This window comes from Marinobacter sediminicola, from assembly GCF_031157525.1.
Lineage (GTDB): Bacteria > Pseudomonadota > Gammaproteobacteria > Pseudomonadales > Oleiphilaceae > Marinobacter > Marinobacter sediminicola.
Map to the genome: position 1 here is coordinate 47,090 of NZ_JAVIXR010000004.1, position 17,633 is coordinate 64,722.

General features: G+C 53.4%; 14 protein-coding genes and 1 tRNA gene. 11 read left to right on the top strand and 4 right to left on the bottom strand.

The features are described 5' to 3' along the window. Positions 1-2 precede the first annotated feature (2 nt). The 9 genes from pheA to pyrF all read left to right on the top strand — a co-directional run bounded on the left by pheA (position 3) and on the right by pyrF (position 9,760). A complete protein-coding gene (gene pheA / locus RG807_RS07035) occupies positions 3-1,100 on the top strand; it encodes a prephenate dehydratase (RefSeq protein WP_309044270.1) in 1,098 nt (365 codons plus the stop codon). A gap of 22 nt (positions 1,101-1,122) precedes the next feature. Continuing rightward, positions 1,123-2,247 (top strand): histidinol-phosphate transaminase, encoded by a 1,125-nt coding sequence (gene hisC, locus RG807_RS07040; RefSeq protein WP_309044271.1) that lies wholly within the window; start codon positions 1,123-1,125, stop codon positions 2,245-2,247. A 1-nt stretch (position 2,248) separates the two neighbouring features. After that, entirely contained in the window at positions 2,249-4,507 is a 2,259-nt protein-coding gene (locus RG807_RS07045; RefSeq protein ID WP_309044272.1) for a bifunctional prephenate dehydrogenase/3-phosphoshikimate 1-carboxyvinyltransferase, read from the top strand. Positions 4,508-4,509: 2 nt separating this feature from the next. After that, positions 4,510-5,187 (top strand): (d)CMP kinase, encoded by a 678-nt coding sequence (gene cmk, locus RG807_RS07050; RefSeq protein WP_298449463.1) that lies wholly within the window; start codon positions 4,510-4,512, stop codon positions 5,185-5,187. A 130-nt stretch (positions 5,188-5,317) separates the two neighbouring features. Further along, a complete protein-coding gene (gene rpsA / locus RG807_RS07055; RefSeq protein ID WP_200204364.1) occupies positions 5,318-7,012 on the top strand; it encodes a 30S ribosomal protein S1 in 1,695 nt (564 codons plus the stop codon). Between the two features lie 132 nt (positions 7,013-7,144). Next, on the top strand, positions 7,145-7,441 hold the full coding sequence (locus RG807_RS07060; protein ID WP_100640373.1) for an integration host factor subunit beta: 297 nt from the start codon (positions 7,145-7,147) through the stop codon (positions 7,439-7,441). A 67-nt stretch (positions 7,442-7,508) separates the two neighbouring features. Then, positions 7,509-7,811: a LapA family protein gene (locus RG807_RS07065; protein WP_309044273.1), complete on the top strand. Its 303-nt coding sequence runs from the start codon at positions 7,509-7,511 to the stop codon at positions 7,809-7,811. Then, entirely contained in the window at positions 7,811-8,980 is a 1,170-nt protein-coding gene (lapB, locus tag RG807_RS07070) for a lipopolysaccharide assembly protein LapB (protein WP_309044274.1), read from the top strand. The genes RG807_RS07065 and lapB overlap by 1 nt, the downstream gene beginning before the upstream one ends. 69 nt (positions 8,981-9,049) lie before the next feature. Further along, positions 9,050-9,760, top strand: coding sequence for an orotidine-5'-phosphate decarboxylase (pyrF, locus tag RG807_RS07075; protein ID WP_309044275.1), 711 nt, complete (start codon positions 9,050-9,052; stop codon positions 9,758-9,760). A gap of 53 nt (positions 9,761-9,813) precedes the next feature. Here the strand turns inward: pyrF and RG807_RS07080 are convergent. Further along, positions 9,814-9,889: transfer RNA gene (locus RG807_RS07080), tRNA-Asn, on the bottom strand. Between the two features lie 69 nt (positions 9,890-9,958). Further along, positions 9,959-11,143 carry a pyridoxal phosphate-dependent aminotransferase gene (locus RG807_RS07085; RefSeq protein WP_309044276.1) on the bottom strand — a complete coding sequence of 395 codons (1,185 nt, stop codon included), beginning with the start codon at positions 11,141-11,143 and terminating at the stop codon, positions 9,959-9,961. Between the two features lie 213 nt (positions 11,144-11,356). Between RG807_RS07085 and uvrB the strand changes: the two genes are divergently transcribed. Further along, positions 11,357-13,417: an excinuclease ABC subunit UvrB gene (gene uvrB / locus RG807_RS07090; protein WP_309044277.1), complete on the top strand. Its 2,061-nt coding sequence runs from the start codon at positions 11,357-11,359 to the stop codon at positions 13,415-13,417. An 18-nt stretch (positions 13,418-13,435) separates the two neighbouring features. On the opposite strand, the gene RG807_RS07095 is transcribed toward uvrB, so the two are convergent. Next, positions 13,436-14,560, bottom strand: coding sequence for a GNAT family N-acetyltransferase/peptidase C39 family protein (locus tag RG807_RS07095; protein ID WP_309044570.1), 1,125 nt, complete (start codon positions 14,558-14,560; stop codon positions 13,436-13,438). Between the two features lie 203 nt (positions 14,561-14,763). Here RG807_RS07095 and RG807_RS07100 point away from each other — a divergent pair, with 203 nt between their 5' ends. Continuing rightward, positions 14,764-16,263 carry a RimK family ATP-grasp domain-containing protein gene (locus RG807_RS07100; protein ID WP_309044278.1) on the top strand — a complete coding sequence of 500 codons (1,500 nt, stop codon included), beginning with the start codon at positions 14,764-14,766 and terminating at the stop codon, positions 16,261-16,263. A gap of 33 nt (positions 16,264-16,296) precedes the next feature. On the opposite strand, the gene RG807_RS07105 is transcribed toward RG807_RS07100, so the two are convergent. Then, the gene (locus RG807_RS07105) at positions 16,297-17,460 is read right to left on the bottom strand and encodes a cation diffusion facilitator family transporter (protein WP_309044279.1); all 1,164 of its coding nucleotides are present in this window, start codon (positions 17,458-17,460) and stop codon (positions 16,297-16,299) included. Positions 17,461-17,633: the final 173 nt, after the last annotated feature.

Genomic DNA, 17,633 nt, shown 5'->3' on the forward strand with positions numbered 1-17,633 from the left:
TCATGAGTGATGAGCAGACTCGCTTAGCAGAACTACGGGTAGAGATAGACAGCCTCGATCAACAGATCATGGAGCTGATCAGTGCCCGCGCAAAATGCGCTCAGGAAGTCGCCCACGTAAAGACGGCTGCAAACCCCGGGCAGGACGTGTTTTTCTATCGTCCGGAGCGGGAAGCTCAGGTACTACGCCGTATCAAAGAGGCCAACCCGGGTCCTTTGCCTGATGAAGAAATGGCTCGGCTGTTTCGTGAAATCATGTCGGCTTGCCTGGCGCTGGAAAAGCCCATGCACATTGCCTTTTTGGGCCCTGTTGGCACTTTCACCCAGGCCGCTGCGCTCAAGCATTTCGGGCATTCGGTCGTAAGTGTACCTCTGCCGGCAATTGATGCGGTGTTCCGCGAGGTCGAATCCGGCGCAGCTCATTATGGTGTTGTGCCGGTCGAGAACTCCACGGAAGGCATGATCAACCACACCCTTGATATGTTCATGTCATCTCCGCTCAAAATTTGCGGTGAAGTGCAGCTTAGAATTCACCACCATCTTTTGGTGTCGCCGGAGTTTCGGGATCAGGAAATAACCCGCATTTATTCCCACCAGCAATCATTTGCCCAATGCCGCCAGTGGTTGGATACCCACCGCTATGGTATTGAGCGAGTAACCGTTTCCAGTAACGCCGAGGCGGCACGCCGTGCAGCTAAAGAGCCCGGTACCGCAGCGATTGCTGGCGATATGGCCGCAGAGCTCTATGGCTTGGAAAAGCTGGCGAACAGCATCGAAGATCGACCAGACAACACCACCCGGTTCCTGATTATTGGCCGTGAAGAAGTGCCAGCCAGCGGACACGACAAATCATCCATTCTTGTCTCCATGAGAAATAAGCCGGGCGCTTTGTATCAGCTGCTTGAGCCGTTTCACAGTCACGGTATCAGCCTTACACGTATTGAAACCCGGCCGTCGCCTAGCGGCACATGGGCTTATGTGTTCTATATCGATTTTGAAGGGCATATGAACGATGAGCAGGCTCGCAAAGTGCTTGCTGAGGTGGATGAAGAGGCGGTCGAGCTCAAGCGCCTGGGTTCCTATCCCATCGGTGTTCTTTAGCAGATAGTTTTAAGGAAGGTATATGGCCATCGATTATCAGAGCCTTGCTGTAAAAGGCGTTCAGGCTTTGTCTCCTTACCAGCCGGGCAAGCCGATCAGTGAGCTGGCCCGTGAGCTTGGGCTGCACCCAGCTGACATTATCAAGCTTGCCAGCAATGAAAACCCTTTGGGCCCCAGCGATAAAGCGATTGCAGCGGCTGAAGGCGCGCTGAAGGAACTTTGCCTGTATCCCGACGGCAATGGATTTGATCTGAAGCAGAAACTGTCTACCTATCTTGGTGTTGGCTCGGATCAGATCACGCTTGGAAACGGCTCAAATGACGTGCTTGAAGTGATTGCCCGTTGTTTTGCAGGCGCGGATTCCGAAATTGTATTTTCCCAGTATGCATTTGCCGTTTACCCGATTGTTACCCAAGCCATTGGCGCTAAAGCGGTTGCTGTACCGGCTAAAGACTGGGGTCACGACCTGGATGCCATGGCTGCCGCAGTCACAGAACGCACCCGGCTGGTATTTGTGGCTAACCCGAACAACCCAACGGGCACCGTGCACGATTCGGACGCAATTGAAGCATTTTTGGGCAAAATTCCGGGCGATGTGCTGGTAGTCCTCGATGAGGCCTACTACGAATACATGACTGGAGTGAAAGACCCGGACGGTGTTGCGCTGCTAAGTCGTTTCCCCAATTTGATTGTGTGCCGTACCTTTTCCAAAGCTTGGGGTCTTGCTGCCCTGCGTGTTGGTTACAGTATCAGCTCACCGGCGATTGCCGATATCCTGAACCGCGTGCGCCAGCCTTTCAATGTGAACTCCACTGCTCTAGCAGCCGCCACCGCGGTGCTGGACGACAAGGACTATCTGCAGCGCTCCCGTGCTGCCAACACTGCTGGTCTGAAACAGTTGCAAGAAGCCTTCGATCAGATGGGGCTTCGGTATATTCCGTCATCGGGTAACTTTGTGGCCGTTGAAGTGGGGCCGCAAGCTATGGGTGTGTACCAGGCCCTGTTGAGCCAGGGAGTTATTGTGCGCCCTGTAACAGGCTACGGCATGCCCAATCATCTTCGGGTGTCCGTGGGTTTACCTGAACAAAACGAACAATTTATCAACGCCCTCGCAAAAGCGCTGGCGGCATCAGGGCAGGGAGCCTGAGGTGCGATTGCGCGAACCGCTATTTCAGCGTGTGGCCATTATTGGGTTGGGCCTGATAGGTGGTTCGTTGGCGAGCGCCATCCGCAACAACAACCTTGCACGGGAAGTGGTTGGCGCAGATCAGAGTAAAGAAGATCTCCTGTTTGGCCAGTCTCTGGGTGTGATTGATACAGTTGCGGAAACCACTGCAGAAGCAGTGCAGGGGGCTGACCTCGTCGTGCTGGCTGTGCCAGTGCAGGCGACCCGTAAGGTATTAGAAGACGTACGCCCGCATCTTGCAGAAGACGCCATTCTTACGGATGTGGGTAGTACGAAATCCGGTTTCGTAAAGGACGTAGAGGCGGTGTTTGGTGAGTTTTCGCCTCGCGTTATTCCCGGACACCCGATTGCGGGATCGGAGCGAAGTGGCATTCGTGCGGCCAACCCCGATCTGTTCAGCAACCACAAGGTGATACTGACCCCTCCTGATAAGGTTAGCGCCCCTCATCTGGCAAAGCTCCAGGCCTTGTGGGAAGCCTGCGGTGCCACAGTGCTCACCATGTCGGTGGCATATCATGATGAAGTGTTGGCGGCGACCAGCCACTTGCCCCACCTGATTGCGTTCTCCCTGGTGGATACACTGGCCGGCGAAGACCAGAACATGGATATTTTTCGGTATGCTGCAGGGGGTTTCCGTGATTTTACCCGGATAGCCGCGAGTGACCCGGTTATGTGGCACGACATTTTTCTTTCAAACCGCGATGCCGTTCTCCGGGTGATTGACCACTTTACCCAGGATCTGGACCAGCTGCGCACAGCAATCGCAGATCAGGACGGCGCCACACTTTTGCGTGTGTTCGGCCGCGCCAAAGCAGCACGCGAACACTTTTCAAAAATGCTTTCAGGACAGGCTTACGTGACAAATAACAGTGAAAATCAAGTGACGTTTCGTCTTCAGCCCGGCGGCTCAGTTAATGGTGACATTCGGGTGCCCGGCGATAAATCCATTTCTCATCGCTCGATTATGCTTGGGGCGCTGGCAGAGGGGGTAACCGAGGTAAAAGGTTTCCTCGAAGGAGAAGACAGTCTCGCAACACTGCAGGCTTTCCGTGATATGGGTGTTGCCATTGAAGGGCCGGATAACGGCTTTGTGCGCATTCACGGTGTTGGAATGCATGGTTTGCAGGCGCCGCGTGGGCCAATATATCTCGGCAACTCTGGCACTGGTATGCGCTTGTTTACCGGGCTGCTGGCCGCGCAGCCTTTTGAGTCTGAGCTCACCGGCGACGCCAGCCTATCCGTTAGGCCTATGAATCGAGTTGCTGACCCACTTAGGTCTATGGGTGCAGTGATCGACACAGCAGAGGGTGGTCGTCCGCCTTTGAAAATCCGGGGTAGCCAGAACAAGAAGCTCACCGGTATCCACTACGATATGCCGGTTGCCAGTGCCCAGGTGAAGTCTTGCCTGTTGCTTGCCGGCTTGTACGCCGACGGCACCACCTCTGTTACTGAACCAGCGCCAACTCGCGACCATACTGAGCGCATGCTGACTGGGTTTGGCTATAAAGTAGAGCGTGATGGCCCAACTGCCAGCCTTACAGGTGGTGGTAAGCTAATGGCTAATGCTATTGATATTCCCGCAGATATATCATCGGCCGCTTTTTTTATGGTTGCCGCCAGTATTGCTCCGGGGTCTGACCTGACGCTGCGCCATGTGGGTATGAACCCGACACGGGTAGGTGTGATTAACATCCTGCAGCAAATGGGCGGAAACATTGAGGTTATGGCCGAACGTGAAATTGGCGGCGAGCCAGTTGCCGATCTTCGCGTTCGCTCCGCTGAGCTCAAAGGTATTATTATCCCGGAAGACCAAGTGCCGCTGGCTATCGATGAGTTCCCGGTGCTATTTATTGCTGCCGCTTGCGCTACGGGGCGTACCGTTTTAACCGGCGCTGAGGAGCTGCGGGTAAAAGAAAGTGACCGTATTCAGGTGATGGCAGACGGCCTTGCAACACTGGGTGTCGAAACCACGGTTACGGAAGATGGCATTATTATCGAGGGCGGGCAGACCATTAAAGGCGGCTCTGTTTACAGCCATGACGACCATCGCATTGCTATGTCTTTTGCAGTGGCCTCGTTGCGCGCCACCGAAGAGATTGAAATTAACGGCTGCGCGGTTGTGGCAACATCCTTCCCGGGCTTTGTAGAGCTTGCGAAGGAGACAGGTATCAATATTGTCGCTGAGGTTTCCGAGCCGGGCGCTGAAAAGGGAGCCCATTAATGCTGGAAGGTAGCGCACCGGTTATTGCCGTTGATGGCCCAGGCGGATCAGGCAAGGGCACAATTACTCAAATGTTGGCCAAAAAGCTGGGCTGGCACTTACTCGACAGCGGCGCGCTCTATCGGCTGACGGCTCTTGCGGCAGAGCGTCAAAACGTATCGCTGGAGGATGAGGCCGCGTTGGTAAGTGTGGCAGCGTCTCTGGATGTGGCTTTCGAACCCACGCCCGAAGGTGAGCCGGTAAAAGTGATATTAGCCGGAGTAGATGTCACTGCAGATATACGTACAGAAACTTGTGGCAACAACGCTTCAAAGATTGCCGTTATGCAGCCGGTTCGTGATGCGCTTTTGCAGCGTCAGCGTGACTTCCAGCAAAAACCTGGGTTGGTAGCTGATGGCCGTGATATGGGTACCGTGGTGTTCCCGGATGCACCCGTCAAAATTTTCCTGACAGCCAGTGCAGAAGAGCGAGCCCAGCGGCGTTTCAGCCAGTTGAAGGCAGCGGGTGTCGATGTTAGTATTGACGCCCTTTTAGAGGAGATACGGGTTCGTGATGAACGGGATATGAACCGTTCCGCAGCCCCTCTCAAACCAGCAGACGATGCGCAAGTCATTGATTCTACAGGTTTGAGTATACAGGAGGTGCTAGACAGGTGTGTGGCCGCAGTAGGTCAGACCTGACTACACCTTTTTGTCGTTGAAAGTCCGGGAACAGCGTAATCTGCCAGCCGCTGGCTGATTCCGGAATTTATTAACAGACCGTGTTGCTGGTGACACGGAGCATACTTGCATTGAACCTATAGGACTCATAATGAGCGAGAGCTTTGCGGATCTTTTTGAAGAAAGCCTAAAAGAAATTGACATGAAACCAGGTTCCATCGTCCAGGGAACCGTAGTTGATGTTGATAGCGACTGGGTCACAGTTAACGCCGGGCTGAAGTCCGAAGGTGTTATCCCCGCCTCCCAGTTCCTGAATGAAAAAGGCGAGTTGGAAGTAGCTATTGGCGACGTAGTCGACGTAGCACTGGATGCAGTGGAAGATGGTTTCGGTGAAACCCGTCTTTCCCGTGAAAAGGCCAAGCGTGCTGAATCCTGGAAGGTACTCGAGAAGTCCTTCGAAGCGGAAGAAGTGGTCAAAGGTATTATTAACGGCAAGGTTAAGGGTGGTTTCACCGTTGATCTGGCTGGTATTCGTGCGTTCCTGCCAGGCTCCCTGGTAGACGTTCGTCCGGTTCGCGATACCGCGCACCTGGAGAACAAAGAACTCGAATTCAAAGTTATCAAGCTGGACCAGAAGCGTAACAACGTGGTTGTTTCTCGCCGCGCCGTTCTGGAAGCTGAAAACAGTGCCGAGCGTGAAGCTCTGCTCGAAACCCTGACAGAAGGTCTGTCAATTCAGGGTATCGTCAAGAACCTGACCGACTACGGCGCGTTCGTAGATCTGGGCGGTGTTGATGGTCTGTTGCACATTACCGATATGGCTTGGAAGCGCATCAAGCACCCGAGCGAAATCGTAAACGTTGGTGACGAGATCAACGTTAAAGTACTGAAGTTCGATCGTGAGCGTAACCGTGTATCTCTGGGTCTGAAGCAGCTGGGCGAAGATCCCTGGGTTGATATCAAAGGCCGTTACCCTGAAGGTACCAAGGTTACTGCACGTGTAACCAACCTGACTGATTACGGCTGCTTTGCTGAGCTGGAAGAAGGTGTTGAAGGTCTGGTTCACGTATCTGAAATGGATTGGACCAACAAGAACATCCACCCATCCAAAGTCGTTAATGTTGGCGACGAAGTGGGCGTGATGATTCTGGACATCGATGAAGAGCGTCGTCGTATCTCCCTGGGTATCAAGCAGTGCGTATCCAACCCATGGGAAGATTTCTCCGGCAACTTCAACAAGGGCGACCGCATCTCCGGTAAGATCAAGTCAATCACTGACTTTGGTATCTTCATTGGTCTGGACGGTGGCATCGATGGTCTGGTTCACCTGTCAGACATCAGCTGGAACGAAACAGGCGAAGAAGCCGTTCGTGAATACAAGAAGGGCGACGATGTTGACACCGTTATCCTTTCTGTAGATCCCGAGCGCGAGCGTATCTCCTTGGGTATCAAGCAGCTCGAAAGCGATCCATTCGCTGAGTTTGTTCAGTTGAACGATAAAGGCTCTATCGTTAAAGGCACTGTTTCCGCCATTGACGCCAAGCAAGCTACTATCGCTCTGAACGACGAAGTTGAAGCGATTCTGAAAGCCTCTGAAATCAGCCGTGATCGCGTTGAAGATGCGCGTAACGCTCTGAAAGAAGGCGAAGAAGTCGAAGCTAAGATCATCAGCATCGATCGCAAGAACCGCATCATCAACCTGTCGGTCAAGTCCAAGGACGTTGAAGACGACAAGCAGGCGATTGATACAGTTCGCAGCAAAACTGCAGAAACTTCCTCCGGTGCGACCACCATTGGTGATCTCATCAAGGAACAGATGCAGCAGCAGAACGCCAACAAGGACTAATATCCGGTTGGTAATAAAAAAACGGGCTCTAAGAGCCCGTTTTTTTTGTGTTTTTTTCTGATTTAGCTAAACTGAAGGGGTGGGAATTCGGCGATCATCGGCCGAATAAATAAGAAAAGAGGGAAGTGCCTCATGACGAAGTCAGAACTGGTCGAATTAATTGCCTCGAAACAAACGCAGCTCTCAGTTAAAGACGTTGAGTTGGCGGTGAAAACAATTATTGAGCATATGTCCCAGTCGCTTGCTAATGGACAAAGAATCGAGATCCGGGGATTTGGCAGTTTCTCCCTTCACCATCGAGCCGCCCGCACAGGCCGGAACCCGAAAACCGGAGAGGCTGTGCAGCTACCGGCAAAGTATGTTCCTCACTTCAAGCCCGGCAAGGAACTGCGTGAACAGGTGAATGACAGTTTGAAGCAGGGCTTTTAGGCTTTTCATCCCTGAATCGAAACACCTATAATTCGGGCACTTAACAGCGTTTAGGAGAGCTAAAGCTATGGCAGGATTACAGAAGATCCTTTTGATTCTGTTGGTACTGGTCCTGGTATTGCTGGCCCTTGTGTTCTCCCTGAATAATCAGATGGCGGTGGCTCTCAACTTTTTGGTGTTTGAGACCAAGCCCCATGGCGTCGCCGTCTGGATTATCATGTCTTTTGTTATTGGCGCATTGGTTGGAATTTTAATAACCATCCTCGCCACCTTCCGCACGTCGGTTTCCCGTCGAACTCTCCAGAAACGACTAGGTCGCGCCGAGCAGGCATTGGAGAAATCCAAGGCTCAGAACGATCAGGCTATTTAATGGACATAGTCTTTCAGTGGCTACTGTTGACCGTTGCAGTTGCCGTGGGCTGGTTTGTCGGCCGGCTGGGTAATGGTCGTAGCCGAACTCGAACAAAGATTGCCGACGAAGACTCGGTTAAAGATCGACTGCAGTTTCTTTTTACGAATTATTCGGACCAGGCCGTCGATAATTTTGTGCAATCGCTGGCTGTTAATAAAGATACCGTAAGTCTCCATCTCTCCATTGGCAGACACTTTCGCAACAAAGGCGAAACGGACCGGGCCATTCTCGTGCACCAGAATTTGCTTGCAAGGCCTGAGCTGCCTCCTCGGTTTTCCCCTCAGGTAACGCTAGAGCTCGCAATGGACTTCCTCAATGCAGGCTTGTTGGACCGCGCTGAAGCGCTACTGCAGCAGTTGATGGGGGATCGCGAGTACGGTCGAAAAGCGGCGCAGCAACTCATCGAGCTTTATCAACAAGAGAAGGAATGGGGCAAGGCTGCAGATGTCGCCCGAACCCTGACCAAAAATGATGCAGACCCTGCCATGTTTAAGGATCTGGCTTATCTTACTTGTGAGTTGGCGGAAAAGGCCCTTGTGCAGGATGACCGTTGGAACGCTCAGAAGCTTGCCAAAGAGGCGCTGGATTACGACCACTCTTGTGTTCGCGCCACATTGATTCTGATGAAAATACTGGTCAGACAGGGCAGCTATCGGGACGCGGGTAACCAGGGACTGAAAGTATTTGACCAGAACCCGAATTTTGGGCCGGAAGCCATTGACCGCCTCATGAAGCTTGAGCACGAGCACGGAGATATTGGCAGGCTGGCCAAAAAACTACGTAAGTTATACGAGACCTACCCGAGTACCAGCTTACTATTGGCTCTGGTAGAGTCGGTTGAGCGAGTTTCAGGCCGCCCCGCGGCTATAGAGTTGTTGCGTCTTGAGCTGGAAACCCGCCCCAGTATGAGAGGCCTGTTACGGCTTGTTGAAATGGCAGGCTATGAAAAGGGTATAACCACTGACGAAGGGCGCCTCGTTAGCCGCATCGGTCTTATGATTCTTGCCAACAGGCCGGTTTACCGCTGTGTAAGTTGCGGCTTCTCCGGTCAGCAGCTGCACTGGTTGTGCCCTAGCTGTAAACAATGGGAAACGGTTCGCCCAATACAAGGCGTTGAGGCTGAATAGTTTTGTCCTTGTTTTCAGTTATTAATATTTACCAACATTCTTTATCAAAACCCCGCAGGACATACCAACGTGCAAACTTCGAACGACCCCAATATCATCGTTGCTCTGGACTTCCCCTCTGCAAACCCGGCACTGGAACTGGCAGATAAGCTGGACCCGAAAAAATGCCGCCTGAAGGTTGGCAAAGAGCTTTTTACCCGATCCGGGCCTCAACTGGTTGAAAGCTTGCAGAAGCGCGGTTTTGATGTGTTTCTGGATCTGAAATTCCACGATATTCCCAACACTGCTTCATCGGCTGTGGCTGCCGCGGCAGATCTGGGTGTGTGGATGGTGAATGTGCATGCATCTGGCGGCGAGAAGATGATGCTGGCTTGCCGCGAGCGGCTGGAGACCTTTGGTAAAGATAAACCACTGTTGATCGCGGTTACGGTACTCACCAGCATGGGTGCGGAAGACCTCGCCGGAATCGGTATAACTGACTCCCCCGAAGTACAGGTGTCCCGGTTGGCGACGCTGACCCGAAACTGCGGCCTGGATGGAGTAGTCTGCTCCGCGCAGGAGGCCCCTAAGCTCAAAACAGAGCAGGGCATAGACTTCAAGTTGATCACCCCGGGCATTCGGCCCTTAACTGCCGATAAAGGCGACCAGCAGCGCATCATGACCCCCAGTGATGCCCTCAAAGCCGGTTCCGACTACCTTGTTATAGGTCGTCCGATTACACAGGCTATGGATCCTCTGGCAGCGTTGGAGGCTATTTATGCTGAAGTGATGGGTCTTTAGGGTGTAAAACGAAAAAACCCGCTAACTCAAAGAATTAGCGGGTTTTTAAATAGTGGCTCCCCGAGCTGGGCTCGAACCAGCGACAAACGGATTAACAGTCCGTTGCTCTACCAACTGAGCTATCGGGGAACGTCATCATGTGACGAGGCGCGTATATTAAGATTACACCACGGCCTCGTCAACCCCTTACCGAAGTTTTTAGCTCAAAGCCTTCTGCAAACGCTCAATGGCCTTTTCCAGATTATCCATGCTCGTCGCAAAACTCAGGCGCATATGGCCAGGGCAACCGAACGCAGAACCTGGAACCAGCGCAACGCCCGCTTCGCTCAATAGCTTCTCTGCGAACTCCACATCGTTGCTGACATCCGGGGTGGCATCAATTGCTGCCTGGAAGCTCGGGAACACGTAGAAGGTGCCGTCGCCTTTCAGGCATTCAACACCTGGCAGCTTGTTCAAGGCGTCTACCAGCCAGTCGTGGCGCTCTTTGAAAGCCTTGACCATTTCACCTACGCAGGCCTGATCTCCATCCAGAGCGGCAGTAGCAGCGGCCTGGGAGATGGAGCAGGGGTTAGAGGTGCTTTGAGACTGAATCTTCTTCATGGCCCCAATGATTTTCGCGGGGCCAGCCGCGTAACCGATACGCCAGCCCGTCATTGAGTAAGCTTTGGATACACCATTGAGTACAAAGGTGCGCTCGTAAAGCTCTGGGCAAGCGTTGAGAATGTTGCAGAACGGCTGACCTGTCCAGAGGATCGGCTCGTACATATCATCTGTGGCAATCATGATGTTCGGGTGCTTCTTCAGCACCTTGGCAATCGCCTTCAGCTCTTCCATGGTGTAAGCCATACCGCTGGGGTTGGAAGGGCTGTTGATCACGAACAAACGTGTGCGCTCGGTAATCGCGCTTTCCAGTTGTTCCGGAGTGATCTTGAAGCGGGTTTCGGCACCGGTTTCGATGATAACCGGCTTGCCTTCAGCAACCAGAACCATATCCGGGTAGGATACCCAGTAAGGCGCAGGGATAATGGCCTCGTCGCCCGCATTCAGAGTTGCCAATGCAAGGTTGAAAAAGCTCTGTTTGCCACCACTTGAGACGAGTATCTGGTTGGCTTCGTATTCCAGGCCGTTATCCCGTTTGAATTTCGCAATGATTGCTTTCTTTACGGCTGGCGTACCATCAACAGCTGTGTACTTGGTCTGGCCGCTTTTGATGGCCTCAATGGCTGCTTGCTTGATGTGCTCCGGGGTATCGAAATCCGGTTCGCCTGCACCAAGGCCGATAATATCCTGGCCAGCTGCGCGCAATTCGGCAGCTTTATTGGTGACTGCGAGGGTGGGGGATGGCTTGATTGCCTGTACTCGGCTGGAAAGTTGAAGGTCCAAACTTGCGCTCCTTAAAGCTGCATCTGATAGGTCCGTGACCGGCGGGGTGTCTGAATCCTTGCCTTATGGCGGCTGATTTTCGCCCAGCCGTCGATCGCGTTGATGGTACCATGAAGCTGGCGTAACAATAAATTTCTCTCTCGGGCCAAGTCTTGCAACCATAAGACCTGGCTAGGGTTCGTAGGTTGTGTAAGCGGAGGTTGTGTGCCGATTATGGCCAGTAGTGATTCCAGCATTTCAGGTAAAGAGGGCGTCTTCATTGTTGACTCGCCATTTGAGCCCGCAGGTGACCAGCCAAAGGCCATAGAAGGCCTGATTGACGGCATTCATTCGGGATTGGCAAGCCAGACGTTATTGGGCGTTACCGGCTCGGGCAAGACGTTTACCGTAGCCAAGGTGATCGAATCGGTACAGCGTCCGACCATTGTAATGGCCCACAACAAAACCCTGGCTGCGCAGCTCTATGGCGAATTTCGCGAATTTTTTCCCGACAATGCCGTGGAATACTTCGTGTCCTACTACGATTACTACCAGCCTGAGGCCTACGTTCCCTCATCGGATACATTTATAGAGAAAGACGCTTCTATTAACGAGCACATAGAGCAGATGCGGCTGTCTGCCACCAAAGCACTGCTTGAGCGCCCCGATGCGATTATTGTGGCAACGGTGTCTGCAATCTATGGCTTGGGTGATCCAAAGTCCTACCTGAAAATGATGTTGCACCTGGATAGGGGCGACAAGATAGACCAGCGGCATATTCTGCGCAGGCTGGCTGAGTTGCAGTACACCCGCAACGACATCGAATTCCACCGGGCCAATTACCGGGTGCGGGGTGATGTTATCGATGTGTTTCCGGCGGAATCGGAAAAGGAAGCGGTGCGCATCGAGTTGTTTGATGAAGAGGTGGAAAACCTCAGTTATTTCGACCCGCTTACCGGCGAAGTGCTCCGACGGGTTCCCAGGGTTACGATCTATCCCAAGTCGCACTATGTCACGCCGCGGCAGACGATTCTGGACGCCGCGGAGCGAATCAAGGTTGAGCTGGACGAGCGCCTGCAGCAGCTCCGGGACAACAACCGCCTTGTGGAAGCCCAGCGGCTGGAAGAGCGAACCCGCTACGATATGGAGATGATGAACGAGCTGGGCTATTGCAACGGCATCGAGAACTATTCCCGCTATCTTTCAGGCAGGGAACCCGGCGAAGCCCCTCCAACACTGTTTGATTACCTGCCGCCGAATGCGCTGCTGGTTGTTGATGAATCCCACGTGACCATTCCGCAAATTGGTGCCATGTACAAAGGCGACCGCTCCCGGAAAGAAACTCTGGTGGAGTATGGTTTCCGCTTGCCGTCTGCGTTAGATAACCGACCCATGCGGTTTGACGAATGGGAGCGCATTGCGCCCCAGATGATCTTTGTGTCAGCCACACCCGGCAATTACGAAGCCGAACATGCGGGGCAGGTGGTAGAGCAGGTTGTCAGGCCCACTGGTTTGTTGGATCCGGTGATTGAAGTGCGCCCGGCGTCGACACAGGTGGACGATCTGCTTTCGGAAATCCGTGCCCGAGTGAAGGTGGAAGAGCGAGTTCTGGTAACAACGCTTACCAAGCGAATGGCGGAGGATCTTACGGACTTCCTGATGGAGCACGATGTTCGCGTGCGCTACTTGCACTCGGACATAGACACGGTTGAGCGTGTAGAGATTATTCGCGATTTGCGCCGGGGCGAATTTGATGTGCTTGTGGGCATCAACTTGCTGCGTGAAGGTCTGGATATGCCGGAAGTGTCGCTCGTGACTATTCTGGATGCGGATAAGGAAGGCTTCCTGCGCTCCGAGCGCGCGCTGATTCAGACGATTGGCCGCGCCGCCAGGAACCTCAACGGGAAAGCAATTCTGTACGGCGACCGCATTACCGGTTCCATGCAGCGGGCCATTGATGAAACAGATCGCCGGCGCGCCAAACAGCAAGAGCACAATGAGGCGCACGGTATCACTCCTCAGGGGCTTAATAAGAAGGTGGCGGACATCATGGAAGGTGCCGGTGGTGGTGGCCGCGGCCGACGAAAAGCCGAACGGCCAGGGGAGAAGGCTGCAGAAGAGGCTGAGCAGTATCGCACACGGGTTGGCAGCCGTTCGCCACAGGATTTGCTCAAAGAAGTAACGCGCCTCGAGGATGAGATGTACAAGGCAGCAGCAGAGCTGGACTTTGAGGCAGCCGCCCGCCTGCGGGATGAAATATCCGGCCTTAAAGAGGCCGCTCTGCGAACCGGATAAACCGGTTCAGATACCATATCAGCGCTTGGGGCCAACAATAACAGCGGCCCTGAGTGGCTGAACGCTGCCGTATCGCGAAATTTGGCTGAATACCCGCTTATCCACCGGTAAATATTGCTTGTCTGCCACGGTTTCGCCATCGTCGGCGTCTATTTCCGGATCGTGCAGATAGACGAACTGATCATCTATGGCGCATACCGTAACCCAATGAGGCACGCGGCTGCGGTTTAGTTGCCAGGTGCTAATCAGTATCACTGGTATCTGGCCGTTGAGCAGAGCCTGCTCCATGGCGTCCAGCGTCAGCGGGTCGTGGTGTAGCTCGATGTCTGTTTGCCCGATATCATGCAAAAACCCTTCATGGACCAGTTCCAGAACCCGCTTTTTATCGTCGTTGCGAACTGTGTCCCGGAATAGGGGGCCTTCTGTGCTGATCCAGACACTGGCTTCAAAACCACGCTTCCATGCCGATAGCGCAAGACCGTGTGGGCCGCAGCCACCATGGCCGGCGAGCATGAAGATTGTAGTCGCTTCACGCCAGATTCTGAGCTCTTCCAGAGTGGTGAGCGACTGCTCCTCATCAAGCGCGGCCATAGCCATAATCAATGCTGCTGGGCCGCAGGAAAAGTCGGTGGTTTGAGGGTAGTAGGGTACGGGCAGGAATTCCTGCGTGGGCTCATAAAACAGAATGCGGCGTTCAAAGCGCAGGGCCGTGCCCTGATCTTCGTAATAGTCCCGATAGGTACCAAACTGCCGATAGCCCAGGCGCTTGTACAGGGCAATGGCGCCGCTGTTATCTTCCCGAACTTCCAGGCGCATGAGAATGCGGCCGGCCTCTGCTGCCTCGCGCTCTGCCAACTTCACCAGCTTTTCACCAACACCACGGCCGCGCGCCGCAGGCAGCACCGCAATAGAGTAGATGCGCGCCATTCGGGTTGCTGCACTCATCAGCACCAGGCAATAGCCCTGGAGCTCGCTTACGCCCTCATTCACTGTCTCCGCAACAATCAGCCTGTCCCGGGGCATGTCCAGAAAACGCCGAAAGCTTCGACGGGATAGCCTGTCTTCCGTAAAGCAGCGATGCTCAAGCTGGAGAAGCGCATTCAGATCATCACTTGTGGCTTGCCGGAGTTGCAAATCGGACATGGTTAAAGCGGCCTTGCGAATATAGGCATGGGGCATGCTGGTAGGCTTCCCTTATGCAGCTATTATGATTGAGAGTAACGAATTGGAAAATACGCTTATTATGAGTAAAAGCACTCATTATCAGTGGATTGTTCCAGCACCCGCAGCGGCGTATTGTTGCGGCGTGTTATCCAGGCAATTATCTCCGGGGAGGAGCGCCTTTAATGTCTCGTTTGCTTATCGTTGTAGACCGCACCAAGGACTGGGCTCCGTATTACCCCAGTGAGGATGTACTGACGTTCGATCAGTACCTGCAATTCTCTGCGCCGGCGACCAGTCGCGTGCGTGTTATCAACTTGTGTCAAAGTGCGAAATACCTCAGCCGTGGTTACTACTGCTCCTTGCTGGCAGAAGCCCGTGGACACCATGTCGTTCCGTCTGTGATGACGCTGAACGATTTGAGCCGGAAAGGGCTGTTCTCTCTTGAATTGGAAGAGCTCGACGCGAGTGTTGTCAATTGGCTGGAAGCGGCTGGCTCGGCCATTGATCCGGCCAGCGATGAGCGCAACGCCACCCACGAGGTTCGGGTTCGCACCTACTTCGGGCAAACCGAGCATCCGGATCTTAAACCGGTGGCGCGGGTCTTGTTTGAGCGGTTTCCTTGCCCGATTCTTGAAATCGTGTTCCGGCGCCGGAAAAACTGGCAGATTGAATCCATGAAGCCCGCGGCGCCTGCAGATCTGAACGAGGCTGACCAGGATGTTTTTGCTGCTGCATTGGACCGCTTCAGCAGCATGGTTTGGCGCAAGCCGAGAACCCGCCGCCGGTACCGCTATGACCTTGCGATTCTGGTGAATCCGGATGAAGAAATGCCGCCCAGCGATGCGGTGGCATTGAAACGCTTTGAAAAAGCCGGGCGCAAGCTGGGAATTAACGTGGAGCAGATTACGCGCCGGGATTACATGCGTTTGCCTGAGTACGACGGCCTGTTCATCCGTGAAACCACAGCCATCGACCACCACACCTATCGCTTTGCTCGTAAGGCCGAAGCTGAAGGCATGGTGGTGATTGACGATCCTGCATCGATCCTTAAATGCACGAACAAGGTCTTTTTGGCGGACCTGCTGAAAAACAACAAGATACCTACGCCCAAAACGCTGATTCTTTCAAAAGACCAGAAAGATGCTGTGGAACAGGTGATTCAGGAGTTGGGTTTTCCGGCGGTTATTAAAATACCGGATGGTGCATTCTCTCGAGGTGTGACCAAGGCTGAAGATGAGGCATCCCTCAGAGCAGGGCTGAAAGATCTGTTCCGGCAGTCAGCGTTGGTATTGGCGCAAGAGTACCTGTATACCGATTACGACTGGCGTATCGGCGTGCTGGGTGGCCGGGCAATCTACGCGTGCAAATACATGATGGTGAAAGGCCACTGGCAGATCTATCAACACGGCGAGTCAGCAAGTGAGAGCGGCGGGTTCGAAACCATGCCCACTTATGAGGTGCCGAGAAATGTTATCCAGGCCGCACTGAACTCCACGCGACTGATCGGTAACGGGCTCTATGGCGTGGATATCAAACAGTCTGGCAACCGGGTTGCCGTCATTGAAGTAAACGATAACCCGAGTATTGATGCGGGTGTTGAAGATCTGTTTCTCGGCGGCGAACTTTACACGCTGATCATGCAGGAATTCCTTTCCCGAATGGAAGAGAATCGCCGCCGTTAACACCTTCTGAGTTACGGATGCCGGGTGGCCGGCTTACAGGCCGGCTACCCAGATTCTTACACTGCCAAACCATGGGTATGCTTCCAGATGCTGCCGGACGTTTTCGGGTGTGAACACCGCCTCCGCGTCCTGCTCGTCGAGAAAAATCTCCAGATGCAATTTGTTTCTCAAGTAATGAAGTCTTAGCCGGCTACGCTGGGGGATTTCACCCAGGTGTTCCGCAATGATGCTTGTAACCTCTGCACGCGAGGGTAGCTGTTTGGTGGTTGCAAACTCGTGGTCCTCATCATTTTCGGCGTCAATGTGGAAGTTGATGTCGAGAATGTTGTCCAGAGCATTGCGCATTCCGGCGACCACTTGCATACCTATCTGATGCCCTTCTGACACACTGATTTCCGGGCGCACGACCAGGTGGATATCCAGAAGAATATCCTGCCCCATACGCCGGCTGCGAAGTTCGTGCACGTTTAAAACGCCGTCAGTTCCCCGCGCTATGGTTTTCAGCATTTCGGTATCATCGGGTGATAACCCGGTGTCTACAAGCTCCTGAACGCTGTCCCAGGTAAACTTCCAGCCAATGTGGATAATGATCACCGCAATCGCTACGGCTGCGAGCATATCCAGCCATACAAATCCAAGCATGGCGCCCGCCGTTGAAACCAGAACCACCAGGGAAGAGAGGGCATCGGTGCGGCTGTGCCAGGCATTGGCGATAATTAAATCTGAGCGGATGGCCAGGCCGACGTGCTTGGTGTAGCGGAAAATCCACTCCTTTCCCACAACCGAAATGGCTGCGGCGACCAGCACTGGCCATTCGGGAATGTGGTCAACATCGCCTTCAATCAGCCTGAGGGTGTTTTCCCAGGCAAGGGCTGCACCCACAGCGATCAGGATACTACCAAGTACCAGGGTGCCAAAGGTCTCGATGCGCTGATGTCCGTATGGATGACAATCATCCGGTTCCTGGCGGGAGACTTTCATTACGCCCAGCACAACAACATCGGATGCTACATCCGTAAAGGAGTGAATTCCGTCAACCAGAAGAGCTTGGGAGTGAAAAAGCGTGCCGCCGATGACTTTGATGACTCCAAGGAAGGCGTCAAGGATCATTCCTATAATCGTAACCCGGGAGGCTGCTTTCATTTCCACCGCCAGGTTGTCGCGATTGCGTTGGGCTGGTGAAACGGGTTGCTGCATTGAAAAAAGCTCCGAAAATTTCTGCATTCCTGCTTGATTTATACACATCATAGCAGTAGTGGCTTTGAATGACAGTTTGTTCAGAATCTTTTCTATTTTAAGTGAAAATTAAATAACATGTTGAAAATAAACGAAAAATAAACTGGTCAAAAAATGATCAATCTGTAGATGGG

Coding starts and splice junctions, on each gene's coding strand:
- pheA (WP_309044270.1), top strand. CDS start 3: ATGAGTGATGAGCAGACTCGCTTAGCAGAACTACGGGTAGAGATAGAC.
- hisC (WP_309044271.1), top strand. CDS start 1,123: ATGGCCATCGATTATCAGAGCCTTGCTGTAAAAGGCGTTCAGGCTTTG.
- rpsA (WP_200204364.1), top strand. CDS start 5,318: ATGAGCGAGAGCTTTGCGGATCTTTTTGAAGAAAGCCTAAAAGAAATT.
- RG807_RS07060 (WP_100640373.1), top strand. CDS start 7,145: ATGACGAAGTCAGAACTGGTCGAATTAATTGCCTCGAAACAAACGCAG.
- RG807_RS07065 (WP_309044273.1), top strand. CDS start 7,509: ATGGCAGGATTACAGAAGATCCTTTTGATTCTGTTGGTACTGGTCCTG.
- lapB (WP_309044274.1), top strand. CDS start 7,811: ATGGACATAGTCTTTCAGTGGCTACTGTTGACCGTTGCAGTTGCCGTG.
- uvrB (WP_309044277.1), top strand. CDS start 11,357: ATGGCCAGTAGTGATTCCAGCATTTCAGGTAAAGAGGGCGTCTTCATT.
- RG807_RS07095 (WP_309044570.1), bottom strand. CDS start 14,560: ATGTCCGATTTGCAACTCCGGCAAGCCACAAGTGATGATCTGAATGCG.
- RG807_RS07100 (WP_309044278.1), top strand. CDS start 14,764: ATGTCTCGTTTGCTTATCGTTGTAGACCGCACCAAGGACTGGGCTCCG.
- RG807_RS07105 (WP_309044279.1), bottom strand. CDS start 17,460: ATGCAGCAACCCGTTTCACCAGCCCAACGCAATCGCGACAACCTGGCG.